Raw genomic sequence first — 12,223 nt, 5'->3', positions numbered from 1 at the left:
TCCTCCCCGACGGGTGGGCGTGGCCGTGCAGCGTATGCCCGGCGCCGGAGCCGTTTCTCCCGTGGCATAATGGTGCAGTGAGTCGTCCGCTGGTGGTCATCTTCCTCACCATCCTCACGAACCTGATCGGATTCGGGATCGTGATCCCGCTGCTCCCCTTCTATGCCCGGGCGCTGGGCGCCTCGCCCTTCGGGATCGGGCTGCTGTTCGCCTCGTACTCCGCCGCGCAGCTCCTGGCGGCTCCCGTGCTGGGCGCGTGGTCGGATCGATGGGGCCGGCGCCCCGTTCTCCTGCTCAGCCTCCTGGGCACCGCCCTGAGCTTCGTGCTCCTGGCGTTGGCCCGATCCGTGGGCATGCTGTTCTTGGCCCGGATCATCGATGGCCTCTCGGGCGGGAACATCTCCACGGCCCGTGCCTACATCGCGGACGTGACGTCGGAGGAGGACCGGGCTCGGGCCTTCGGCCTCATCGGGGCCGCCTTCGGCCTGGGATTCATCGTCGGTCCGGCCCTGGGGGGCGTCCTCGCGCACCTCAGTTACGCGGCCCCCGCATGGGTCGCGGCGGGCATTACCCTGGGAGCCGTGGCCCTGGCCTGGTTCTGGCTCCCGGAGACCGTGCATCGGGTCTCCGCCTCCCGCGGCCCGATCTGGCCGGAACTCCCCCGCCTCCTCCGGCACCCGCACCTTGGACCGCTGTTGGGCGTGGACTTCCTGTACTGGGCCACGGCCGCGGTGTACCAGACCACCTTCGCCCTCTTCGTGAGCCACCGGTTCGGCTTCGGACCGGGACAGACCGGTGTCCTGTTGGCCTTCTGGGGCCTGCTGGGGGCTCTGGTCCAGGTGGGGATGGTGGGGCCCGTGGTGCGGCGGGTGGGGGAAAGCCGGGCCCTGGCGATGGGGCTCGTGATGGCGGGACTGGGGCTCGGGGCCGCCGCGGCGAGCCGTACTGCGACCCTCTTCGTGCTGAGCACCCTCCCCGCGGCCCTCGGTGCCGGTGTCGCCAACCCTGCCCTGGTGGCGCTCTTGAGCCGATCCGCCCGTCCGGGAGAGCAGGGAGTGGTGCAGGGGGTGGCGAGCACCATGGAGAGCCTGGGGCGCATGCTGGGGCCCATCTGGGGCAACGGGGTGCTGGGAGCCTTCGGGGAGGGCCCGGCGTTCGGGTCCGCGGCCGCGGTGATGGCCCTCACGGGGTTGCTGGCCCTGCGGCTACGGCCCCTTCCCTCTCCCCGGGAGGCCCCCGTGCGCATGCCTTCCTTGCGGAGGTGAGACCGTGCGGGCCCGTGTGGACTGGCGGGAAAAGTTCCACCAGGCGCTTCCGTATCACGCGTTCCTGGACCGCTACGGGACCGAGGTCCACCGGGAGCGGTGGCGACGGGTCTACGAGGCGGTGACGCTCACGGAGGAACAGCAGGCGCTGCTGGCGGGCTTCCAGCGGGAGATGAAGCTGCTGGTGCTGGCGGGAACCTGGTGCGGGGATTGCGTGAACCAGTGCCCCATCCTCCAGCGGTTCGCGGAGGTCACCCCCCGCATCGAGCTCCGGTTCCTGGAGCGGGATGAGCACCCGGACGTGCGGGAGGAGCTCGCCATCAACCTCGGCTACCGCATCCCCGTGGTGGTGTTTTTGAGCGAGGACTTCGCGGAGGTGGCCCGGTACGGCGAACGCACCCTGTCCCTGTACCGCCAGATGGCCGTGGAACGCCTGGGGCCCGCCTGTCCCGTGGGAATCCGACCCCCGGGGGAGGATCTTCTCCGAAACGTGACACAGGAGTGGCTGAACGAGGTGGAGCGGGTGCAGCTCCTGCTGCGGCTCTCCCCACGCCTGCGACAGCGGCACGAAGACTAGGGGGTGAAACCATTCTCGAACTCATCGTGTTCACAAGCGGCGGGGTCCTGCTGGCCCTGGAGATCGTGGCGAGCCGCGTGCTCGCGCCCACCTTCGGCAACTCCATCTTCGTGTGGGGAAGCCTCATCGGGGTGTTCCTGACGGCCCTGAGCGTGGGGTACTGGGTGGGCGGGCACGTGGCGGATCGTTACCCCCACCACGGCGTGTTCTGCGGCCTGGTGTTCCTGGCAGGGCTGCTGGTGGTGCCGATCCCCGCGGTGAGCCCGTGGCTGCTCGACCGGATCGCTCAGGCGGACGTGGGACCCCGCACGGGCCCTCTCCTCGCGGCCACCTTCCTGTTCTTCCCCGCGAGCCTGGTGATGGGCACCGTCTCGCCCTTCGCGGTGCGGCTCGCGGCCCGCACGGTCCAGACCGTGGGGAACACCGCGGGACGGCTGTATGCCCTCTCCACCCTGGGGAGCATCGTGGGCTGCCTCGCCGCGGCCTTCTGGCTTCTCTCCATCCTCGGGGTCCGGGAGATCATCCTGGTCCTGGGACTCGTGGAGATGGGCATGGCGATCCTAGGGTTTGCGGTGGCCCGTCGGATGGCCGCCGCGGTGGTCGCCACGACCGCGCTGCTGGCCGCGGCCCTTCTCGTTCCCCGCGCGGCGTCCGGGGATCCGCCCGGGCTCGTGTACGCTCGGGACACCGTCTACCACCGCATCACCGTGAGCGACGAGGGCGGGGTGCGCTATCTTAAGCTGGACAACTACTGGCAGAGCGCCATGGACCTCCAGGAGCCCCGTCGCACCGTGTTCCGATACGCGGACTACATGCACGCGGGCATGCTGTTCGTGCCCGAGCCCAGGCAGGTGCTCCTCATCGGCGTGGGGGGCGGTACTCTCCCCAAGCAGTACCTCCGGGACTACCCCGGAGTCCGCATGGACATGGTGGACATCGATCCGCACGTGATCGAGGTGGCCCGCCGCTACTTCCACGTCCCGGTGGGCGGCCGTCTGCGGGCCTTCGCGGAGGACGGGCGCCAGTTCGTCCGCCGCACCTCCGCCCGCTACGACCAGGTGCTCCTGGACGCCTACCTGCGCGACACCCTCCCCTTCCACCTCGCCACCCGGGAGTTCTTCCAGGAGGTCCGGGGGGTCCTCACGCCCCGCGGGGTGTTCGTGATGAACGTCATCGGGGCCCTGGCGGGTCCCGACAGCCGTCTGTTCCGGTCCGTGTACCGGACTCTCCGGGAAGTTTTCCCCGCGGTGTACGTTTTTCCGGTGGAGTTCGGTCCATGGGGAGGGGAGGAGGCCATGCGGAACATCATCGTGGTGTCCACCCAGGAGCCCCCGGAACCGCCCGCGGCGGTCCGCGCGCGGTACGGGCGGATGCGGAGCCGGATCCGGATCCCGGGGTTCGAGGCGGTGGTGCGGGACCTTTACACCCGGCCCGTCCCCGTCCAGGACGTGCCCGTGCTTTCCGACAACTTCGCGCCCGTGGACGATCTGATCCACGCCCGATAGGGGGTTGCCCATGTCGGGGGTCGTGAAGCTGTACGTGGGAGATGTGATCCGCACCCGGAAAAAGCACCCCTGCGGCGGGGACGTCTGGGTGATCGAGCGGGTGGGCGCGGACGTGGGCATGACCTGCCGGACGTGCGGCCGGTACGTGCTCATGGACCGCGTCAAGCTGGAGCGGCGGATCCGGGAATTCCTGGAGCGGGGGAGCGAGGAGGCTCCCCTCCTTCCCCCCTTGCTCCCCCCCCGACCCATCCGCTACCCGGAGCCGGCCCGGCGCGGCCGCAAGACCGTCTCCCCAGAGGCTCCGCCTCGCCCCCGGCGCCGGATCGTGAGGCGGGCTCTGCAACCGGAATGGGCCTCGCGGTCGGAATCGTAGGGCTTCCCAACGCGGGGAAGTCCACCCTCTACCGCGCGCTCACCCGCGCGTCGGTGGCCATCGCGCCCTATCCCTTCACCACCCTGGAGCCGAACGTGGGGGTGGTGGCGGTCCCGGATTCACGTCTGGAGGCCATCGCTCGGGTGGTGGGGGCGCAACGCGTGGTCCCCGCCACCATCCGGGTGGTGGACATCGCGGGGCTGGTTCGCGGCGCGCACCGGGGAGAAGGGCTCGGCAACCAGTTCCTGGCCCACATCCGGGAGACCTCCGCCCTCCTGCACGTGGTGCGGGGATTCGAAGACCCTGAAGCGCCCCACGTAGAAGGGGCCCTGGATCCGATGCGGGACATCGGGATCGTGGAGACGGAGCTGGCCCTGGCGGACCTCGCCACCGTGGAGCGGAGGCGAGAGCGCCTCGCACCCCGGGCCCGCACCGGAGACCGGTCGGCCCGGGCGGAGATGGAGGCCCTGCAGCAGGTGGAGGCCCATCTCAACCGGGGAGAACCGGCCCGATCGCTCCCCCCGGCGGTGCGGGAGGTCGTGCGCCCCCTCCGGCTGCTCACGGACAAACCCGTGGCCTACGTGTTGAACGTGGGAGAGGGCGGGCCGGTCGAGGGATGGGAGGCCGTCCAGGCGCACGCGGCGCGCACCGGAAGCCGACTGGTGGTGGTGAACCTGAAGCTCGAGGCGGAGCTCCTCGAGCTCCCCCCGGAGGAGGCGGCCGCCTACCGGCAGGCCCTGGGGCTCGGGGAGGACGCCCTGCACCAGGTGATCCGGGCCGCGTACGAGCTCTTAGGGCTCGTGACCTTCTTCTCCATCGAGAGCGGGGAGGTGCGGGCGTGGCCGGTGCCACGGGGGACCGCCGCGCCGGAGGCGGCGGGCGAGATCCATACGGACATGATGCGGGGGTTCGTGGCCGCGGAGGTGATCTCCTGGGAGGACCTGGTGCGGGCGGGCTCCGTGGCCGCGGCCCGGGAACGGGGGAAACTCCGGACGGAGGGCCGGGGGTACGTGGTCCAGGACGGGGACGTGATCACCTTCCGGTTCTCCCCCCGGTGAATCCCTGGCACGGGAATTGCTAGCAGATCCGGTGGGGCTGCGATGCCCAAGACCGAGGGGATCCGCGTTCCACCGATGGAAGACGAGCATGGAGGAGGTCCGATGGCGCTCTCAGACCACGACCTGGATCCCTTCGCGCCCTCCTTGGAGGAGATCGAGCGGAGGATCCGGGAGCTCAACGACCAACGCCGCCGCATCTGGCGGTCCAGTGCCCCGGCCACGGGGACCGGGGAGGTCGGCCGTCGGCAGCTGGCGGCCATCGAGCAGGAACTGGAGGAGCTGTACCACCTGAAGCGGGAGCTGTTGGCCCGGAAGGCCCGGGGCATCCGGTCCCTTCCCCGCAAACCCTCCCGCCCGGGAAAGCCCACCCCGCCCCCTGGCCTGTTCCGGGACGAGGACTCTCTGGTAGAATAAGCCAGTTGGGAAATTGCCCTCCTGTCCTGCGCTCGCAGGACCGGGAAGAGTTCCTGTCCGGAGGGGGGACATGCAGCAGGCACCGACGGCGGCTGCGCCAGGCGCTCGGCGGGCCCCGAGGGAATACGAACTCGTCTTCGTGCTCCGTCCGGACCTTCCGGACGCGGAGGTCCGGGCTGCCATGGACCGGATCGTGGCCCGGATCACGGAACGAGGGGGCGAGGTCCGGGAGATGCAGCCCTGGGGGAAGCGGCGGCTCGCTTACCCGATCCAGCGGTATCGGGAAGGGCTGTACGGGCTTGTCCGCTTTGTGCTCCCCGGGCAGCGCGTGCAGGACCTGAAGCAGGCCCTCGGGATCTCCGAAGAGATCCTGCGGTTCCTCATCGTCTCCGCACTCCCCACGGCCCAAGCGGAGCAGGCTCGGCAGGCGCAGGAAGCGCGGGAGGTGTCCGCGGAGGGCGGTGGAGGTGCGTAGATGTACAACCGGATCATCCTGATCGGGCGCCTGGTCCGGGATCCGGAACTGCGGTACGTGCCCAGCGGGCAGCCCGTGGCGCGGTTCCGGTTGGCGGTGGACCGCCCCTTTACGAACCAGGCGGGCGAGCGCAAGACGGACTTCTTCACCGTGGTGGCCTGGCGGAAGCTCGCGGAGCAGGCCTCCCAGCACCTCACCAAGGGACGACTCGTGGCCGTGGAAGGGAGGCTGGAGATCCGCGACTACGAGACCACCGCGGGCGAACGGCGGCGGGCGGTGGAGGTGGTGGCGGACAACATCCGTTTCCTGGATCGCAAGCCCGTCCTGGAGGCGGCGGAGGAGGAGATCCCGGACTTCGAGCCGCCCCTGGAGGAGGACGAGGAGGTCCCGTTCTGAGGAGGGAGGTCCATGGCGGAGGCCACGGCGGACAAGGAGAAGAGGAAGCAGGAGTACCGGGCTCGGCAGAAGCGACGCAAGGTTTGCGCCTTCTGCGTGCAGAAGGCTGCGTTCATTGACTACAAGGATCCGGGTCCCCTGCGCCGGTTCATCTCGGAACGGGGCAAGATCCTCCCGCGGCGGATGACGGGGACGTGCGCGAAACACCAGCGCATGCTGGCCCAGGCCATCAAGCGGGCGCGGGAGCTGGCGCTGCTGCCGTACACCGCAGACTAGTCGCGGCCTCGAGGAGCCATGTCCAGACCTGCCCCGGCCCTCACCCTCCGGGAGCGCACCGCGGGCCTCACGGAGGGCGCGCTGCTTGCGGCCCTCACGGCCCTGGTCGCGGTGCTGGTGGTGTTCTTCGGGCAGCTGGGGCTCATGGCGGCCCCCCTGCCGCTGTTCGTGCTCACCTACCGGCGCGGGGTGCGGGCCGCGATCCTCTCCGCGGTGGTGGCGGGGTTCGTGCTCTCGCCCTTCTTCGGCTTTCCGCAGGGGTTGCTCTTCGTGGCCGCCTTCGCGCCCATGGGGATCGTGCAAGGGCTCGTGGCCCGGCGGGGGGGAGCTGGGGTGGCCGGCTGGGCCGTGGCCCTGGGCGTTGGGGTAGGACTCGGGGTTACCCTCCTCAGCCTCCTGGCGAGCCGGTTCGTCTTCGGGCTGGACCCCTTCTCGACCCTCATCGAGGCCCAGGTGAAGGGGGTCCAGGCGGCCCAGGACCTCATGCGGCGGGTCGGCGCTCCTCCTCAGCAGATTGAGCAGATGGGCCGTCTCGCGGAGCAACTTCCCGCCTTCCTGCGGATCGTCCTGCCTGCCGCCGTCTTGCTGGGGGTCCTCCTGTGGTCCTATGGCTCGTATACCCTGGCCCGCCACACCCTCCGCAGGCTCGGGGTGGCCCTGCCGGGGTTCTCGCCCATCCTCACCTGGCGGCTTCCGCCCGGGGTAGGGGCGCTCCTGGTGCTCCCGGTGCTGGTGGGGGCGGCCCTGCAGCCCCGGGCGCCCGGGGTGGGGGCAGCCCTCTTGGCCAACGGCTTCATGGTCTCCCTCTTCGTGTTCGCGTTCCTCGGCGTGCTTACCGTGCTGCGGTACCTGGAAAGCCGGGAGGTTCCGAGGGCTGGCCGGGTCCTCGCGGTGGTGGCGTTGTTGTTCCTGGGGGATCCCGGAATCTTCGCCATGGCCATCTTGGGGTTGGTGGACCTGTGGTTCGATCTGCGGCGGGTGGGCCCCCGGGCCCCGCGGGAGGAGGAAGAGGCGTGAAGGTGATCCTGGCGCGGGACGTCCCTTCCCTCGGGAAGGCCGGGACCGTGGTGGAGGTGAAGGAGGGGTACGCCCGCAACTACCTCATTCCCCGGGGACTGGCTGTGGAGGCCACGGAGGGAGCCCTGCGGAGCTTTCAGGAGCAGCAGGAGGCCATGAAGCGGCGGGCGGAGCGGGAGCGGGCGCGGGCGCAGGATCTGGCCCGGATGCTCTCCGAGACCCCGGTGGTCATCCGGGTCCGGGCTGGCGAAGGGGGGAGGCTGTTTGGGTCTGTGACCGCGGAGACCATCGCCCAGACCCTGAGGGAGCGGGGGGTGGAGGTGTCCCGCAAGCAGATCGAGCTCCCCGAACCCATCAAGGCCTTGGGCACCTACGAGGTGACGGTTCATCTGGGGCACGGCCTACGTGCCCCCATCCGGGTACGGGTGGAGGGAGCGTGATCCGTGGCGGTGCGGAAGGTCTCCACGCGGCCCAGCCGGGCAGACCTCCGCCGGCAGGTGGAGACGCTGCTGAGCGTGTTAAGCGAGGTGTACGGGCCGGACCGGCTCATCGTGAAGGCCGGCAAGCTGGAGGCCCTTTCCCTCATGCGCTCCCCGCGCCTGGAGGATCGGGTGCTGGCCCTGCAGCGCCTGGTCTACGAGGATCCCACCATCCGGGAAACGCCGCAACCCGCGGAGATTCCCCGGATCCTCTCCGATCTCAAGGAGGAGATCGCGGACCTCATCGCCCAGCGCCGGGTGGAGGAGGAGCTGGAGCGCAGGGTGCAGGAGCGGATGAACCAGCGGCAGGACGAATACCTCCAGGAGATCCGGCTGCAGGTCCTGCGGGAGCGCACGGGCCCGGAAACCGCGGCCACCCGGAAGAAGCTGCAGGAGCTGGAGGCCCTCGATCGCATCCGCCTCTCCCAGTCCGCCCTGGAGGTGCTGCGCCCCCGCAGGCTGCGGGAGGTGGTGGGACAGGACCGGGCCATCCGGGCCCTTCTGGCGAAGCTCGCCACCCCGTACCCGCAGCACGTCATCCTCTACGGACCGCCGGGAGTGGGCAAGACCACGGTGGCACGCCTCGTGCTGGAGGAGGCCCGCAAGCTCCCCTATACCCCCTTCGGCCCCCATGCGCCCTTCGTCGAGGTGGACGGATCCACCCTGCGGTGGGACCACCGGGAAGTCACGAACCCGCTTCTGGGCTCCGTGCATGACCCCATCTACCAGGGCTCCCGCCGGGACTTCGCGGAGGGCGGGATTCCGGAGCCGAAGCTGGGACTCGTGACCAAGGCCCACGGGGGCGTGCTGTTCATCGATGAGATCGGGGAGATGGACCCCGTGCTCCAGACCAAGCTCCTGAAGGTGCTGGAGGACAAGCGGGTGTACTTCGAGTCCTCCTACTACGACCCCGACGACCCCGCGGTTCCCGCCTACGTCCGGTATCTGTTCGAGCACGGGGCGCCCGCGGACTTCGTGCTCATCGGCGCCACCACCCGGGAACCGGAGGAGATCAGCCCCACCCTACGCTCCCGGTGCGCGGAGGTGTTCTTCGACCCCCTCACCCAGCACGACATCGAGCGCATCGTACGCCAGGCGGCCCGCCGGCTGGGCGTGGGCCTGGATCCCAGGGCCCCCTCCCTCATCGCCGGATACACCGTGGAGGGCCGCAAGGCCGTGCAGATCCTCGCGGACGCCTACGGCATCGCCCTCTACCGGCGTCGGCGCCGCGGCGGCCGGATCCGCATCACGGAGGCGGATGTGCTCGAGGTGATCCGCACATCCCGTCTGAGCCCCTACGTCCCCACCCGGGCCTCGGAGACCCCGGAGGTGGGCAAGGCCTTCGGGCTCGGCGTCTACCACTATCTCGGTTCCATCATCGAGGTGGAGGCCGCGGTCTTCCCCACCACCCGCAGGAGCGGAGGCGTGGTGCGGTTTAACGAGACCGCGGGCTCCATGGCGAAGGACTCCGTGTTCAACGCCCTCTCCGTCCTCCGGAAGCTGTTGGGGGTGGATCTCAGTCAGTACGACGTGCACGTGAACGTGGTGGGCGGGGGACTCATCGACGGCCCCAGCCTGGGGCTCGCCATCACCGCGGCCCTGGCGAGCGCGGTGCAGAACCGGCCCGCGCTCCAGAACGTGGCCCTCACGGGCGAGGTGAGCATCCAGGGCCGGGTCAAGGGGGTAGGCGGGATCCCGGAAAAGCTCTACGGAGCCCGCCAGGCCGGGATGCGCAAGGTGATCCTTCCGCAGGAGAACCGCCACGACATCCCCCCCGACCTCCAGGGGATCCAGGTGGTGTTCGTGCAGACCGTGGAGGAAGCCCTGCCCCACGTCCTAGTGGCGGGCAAGCGGAAGGCCTCCTAGCGGTTTTCCCCAGCACGTCCACGAAAAAAGCCGCACAATTCACACCTTTCCCCAGCTTTTCCACAAGGAAATTCGCAGGCCCGCGGTTCAAAAACTCTCTGGGAATCCGTTGAACTGGCGAACCTGTGTTCGCCATAATACGAGGAGAGGACGGAGGCTACCATGGGCGTCGTCTCGGTCGAGCGGGTCCCCCCCCAGAACCTGGAGGCGGAGATGGGGGTCTTGGGCTCCATGCTGCTGGACCGGGACGCCATCGCGCAGGTGGTGGAGATCCTCCGGCCGGAGGACTTCTACCGGGAGGCCCATCGGCTCATCTACAGCACCATCCTCGAACTCTTCGATCGGGGGGAGCCCGCGGACCTCATCACGGTCACGGATCGGCTGCGGGACCAGGGCAAGCTGGAGGAGGTGGGGGGTGCCGCCTACATCGCGGCCCTTCTCAACAGCGTCCCCACCGCGGCCAACGCGGAGTACTACGCCCGCATCGTCCTGCAGAAGTCCATCCTCCGATCCCTCATCCGGGTAGGGACCCAGATCGCGCACCTGGGGTTCGAGGGAGAGGAGGATGTGGAGGTGCTGGTGGACCGGGCCGAGCGGCTCGTGTTCGAGCTCAGCCGCCGGCGACTCGTGCGGGACTTCGCGCCCATCCGGGACATCCTGAAGGAGACCATGGAGCGCCTGGACGCGGGCTACGATCGGGGCATGATCACCGGGGTCCCCACGGGCTTCGTGGACCTGGACGAGCTCACGGGCGGGCTGCAGCCTGGGGATCTCATCATCGTGGCCGCGCGCCCTTCCATGGGAAAGTGCCTGAAGTACGACGCGCGCATTGTGGACGCGCGCACGGGAGAGGTGCGCACCATCGAGGAGATCGTGCACAGCGAGGACGTGGTCCTCCTCACCCTGGATGGGGGAAGGCTGCGGGAGGCCCGACCCAGCGCCTTCGTGGACGACGGCCGCAAGCCCGTCTACCGGGTGCGCACGGGCCTCGGCCGCGTGGTGGAGGTTACCGCCACGCATCCCTTCCTCACCCCCCAGGGCTGGAAGCCCCTTGCGGACCTCCGGGTTGGCGACTACGTGGCCGTGCCCGCCCGGATCCCCGTCTTCGGCTCCCTGGACCTCCCCAGCTACGAGGTGAAGCTCCTTGCCTACCTCGCCGCGGGTCATCTGCCTGTGGATCCGAGGCTCAATCAGGACTTCCTGGACGCGGTGCGGGCCGCCGCGGCGATTCGCGCTTCTGCCCGGGCCCCCGCCCTGGCCGGGGTCCGGGGGGTCCCCGGCCCGGATCTCGAAGTTCCCCTGGAGGTCGGCGGAGCGCTCAGTAGGTATGCGGAACTGCACAGTACCCCGCCGGAGACCCGACGGCTCCCCTCCGTGGTCTACCGGTTGAACCGCGCGAAGCTGTGCCTACTGCTCTCGCGCCTGCTGGCCTGCACCGCCCGCTGGGAGGAGGAGACCCGTACCATCCGGGTTCGGTTGCCCAACGCCCTCATGGCGGAGCAGGTCCAGCATCTCCTCCTGCGCCTGGGCGTGGTGGCGGCCCGGGAGGAGGATGGAGCCCTGGAGATACGGGGGGACGCGGCGGTGCGCCTGCTGCGGAGCTGCGGGGTGTTCGGGTGGGAGAAGCTGCGGGAGTGGGCCCGCTACGAGCATCGTCCCCTGCTCGAGGAGCCGGACGTTCTGTGGGACACCATCGCGTGCATCGAGTACGCGGGGGAACACCAGGTCTACGACCTCACGGTCCCCGAAACCCACAACTTCGTGGCCAACGACATCTGCGTTCACAACACCACCTTCTGCCTCAACATCGCCCAGCACGCCGCGGTCCGCCACCGGGTCCCCGTGGCCATCTTCTCCTTGGAGACGAGTGCGGAGCAGCTGGTGCAGCGGATGCTGTGCGCGGAAGCGGGGGTCGATGGCCAGCGCCTGCGGCGGGGCTACCTCTCGGAGGCGGACTGGCGGAAGCTCACCCGAGCCATGGGCGGGCTTGTGGAAGCCCCCATCTTCATCGACGATTCCAGCAACCTCTCCGTGATCGAGATGCGGGCCAAGGCCCGGAAGCTCAAGGCAGAGCACGGCCTGGGCCTCATCATCGTGGACTACATCCAGCTCATCCAGTCCTACAAGCGCAGCGAGAACCGCACCCAGGAGCTCAGCGAGATCGCCCGGGCCATCAAATCCCTGGCCAAGGAGCTGCACCTCCCCGTGATCGCCATCTCGCAGCTCTCACGGGCCGCGGAGCTCACGGGCTCCAAGATCCCCATGCTCTCCCACCTGCGGGAGAGCGGGGAGCTGGAGCAGGTGGCGGACCTCGTGATCTTCCTCTACCGGGAGGAGTACTACGATCCGGAGAAGGCGCGGCGGGAGGGGAAGGAGAACATCGCGCTCGTGCGGGTCGCCAAGCACCGCAACGGCCCCACGGACGACATCGAGCTCTTCTTCCACAAGGAGTACGGACGGTTCGCAAACCTCGCCAAGGATCCCCCGGGACCCTAGGCGTCCCCCCGCTCCCTTTGCGAAGA

General features: G+C 69.6%; 13 protein-coding genes. All 13 read left to right on the top strand.

Annotated features, from left to right (window positions below; all coding sequences use genetic code 11):
- The first annotated feature begins 77 nt into the window (after positions 1–77).
- The 13 genes from QN206_01105 to dnaB all read left to right on the top strand — a co-directional run bounded on the left by QN206_01105 (position 78) and on the right by dnaB (position 12,197).
- Complete coding sequence (locus QN206_01105; protein MDR7613403.1) at positions 78–1,265, top strand: MFS transporter; 1,188 nt, start codon at positions 78–80, stop codon at positions 1,263–1,265.
- A 4-nt stretch (positions 1,266–1,269) separates the two neighbouring features.
- Complete coding sequence (locus tag QN206_01100; protein MDR7613402.1) at positions 1,270–1,842, top strand: thioredoxin family protein; 573 nt, start codon at positions 1,270–1,272, stop codon at positions 1,840–1,842.
- A gap of 26 nt (positions 1,843–1,868) precedes the next feature.
- A complete protein-coding gene (locus QN206_01095) occupies positions 1,869–3,347 on the top strand; it encodes a fused MFS/spermidine synthase (GenBank protein ID MDR7613401.1) in 1,479 nt (492 codons plus the stop codon).
- A 10-nt stretch (positions 3,348–3,357) separates the two neighbouring features.
- Positions 3,358–3,720, top strand: a complete 363-nt coding sequence (locus QN206_01090) for a DUF951 domain-containing protein (GenBank protein ID MDR7613400.1) — start codon at positions 3,358–3,360, stop codon at positions 3,718–3,720.
- Positions 3,696–4,778, top strand: coding sequence for a redox-regulated ATPase YchF (gene ychF / locus QN206_01085; GenBank protein ID MDR7613399.1), 1,083 nt, complete (start codon positions 3,696–3,698; stop codon positions 4,776–4,778). Before QN206_01090 ends, ychF begins: the two co-directional genes overlap by 25 nt.
- Before the next feature lie 102 nt (positions 4,779–4,880).
- Positions 4,881–5,192 (top strand): hypothetical protein, encoded by a 312-nt coding sequence (locus QN206_01080; GenBank protein ID MDR7613398.1) that lies wholly within the window; start codon positions 4,881–4,883, stop codon positions 5,190–5,192.
- 70 nt (positions 5,193–5,262) lie between these two features.
- Positions 5,263–5,667, top strand: a complete 405-nt coding sequence (gene rpsF, locus QN206_01075) for a 30S ribosomal protein S6 (GenBank protein ID MDR7613397.1) — start codon at positions 5,263–5,265, stop codon at positions 5,665–5,667.
- Positions 5,668–6,063, top strand: coding sequence for a single-stranded DNA-binding protein (gene ssb / locus QN206_01070; GenBank protein MDR7613396.1), 396 nt, complete (start codon positions 5,668–5,670; stop codon positions 6,061–6,063). It begins immediately after the preceding gene.
- 12 nt (positions 6,064–6,075) lie between these two features.
- Positions 6,076–6,339 carry a 30S ribosomal protein S18 gene (rpsR, locus tag QN206_01065; protein MDR7613395.1) on the top strand — a complete coding sequence of 88 codons (264 nt, stop codon included), beginning with the start codon at positions 6,076–6,078 and terminating at the stop codon, positions 6,337–6,339.
- 18 nt (positions 6,340–6,357) lie between these two features.
- Positions 6,358–7,356: a DUF2232 domain-containing protein gene (locus QN206_01060; GenBank protein ID MDR7613394.1), complete on the top strand. Its 999-nt coding sequence runs from the start codon at positions 6,358–6,360 to the stop codon at positions 7,354–7,356.
- A complete protein-coding gene (gene rplI / locus QN206_01055) occupies positions 7,353–7,796 on the top strand; it encodes a 50S ribosomal protein L9 (GenBank protein MDR7613393.1) in 444 nt (147 codons plus the stop codon). Before QN206_01060 ends, rplI begins: the two co-directional genes overlap by 4 nt.
- 3 nt (positions 7,797–7,799) lie before the next feature.
- Positions 7,800–9,701, top strand: a complete 1,902-nt coding sequence (gene lonC, locus QN206_01050; GenBank protein ID MDR7613392.1) for a Lon family ATP-dependent protease — start codon at positions 7,800–7,802, stop codon at positions 9,699–9,701.
- Positions 9,702–9,863: 162 nt separating this feature from the next.
- Positions 9,864–12,197: a replicative DNA helicase gene (gene dnaB / locus QN206_01045; protein ID MDR7613391.1), complete on the top strand. Its 2,334-nt coding sequence runs from the start codon at positions 9,864–9,866 to the stop codon at positions 12,195–12,197.
- The last annotated feature ends 26 nt before the right edge of the window (positions 12,198–12,223 follow it).

Source organism: Armatimonadota bacterium (genome assembly GCA_031460175.1).
Taxonomy (GTDB): domain Bacteria; phylum Sysuimicrobiota; class Sysuimicrobiia; order Sysuimicrobiales; family Sysuimicrobiaceae; genus Sysuimicrobium; species Sysuimicrobium tengchongense.
The sequence above is the reverse complement of the archived record's forward strand: the minus strand, read 5'-3'. Positions and strand labels throughout refer to the sequence as shown.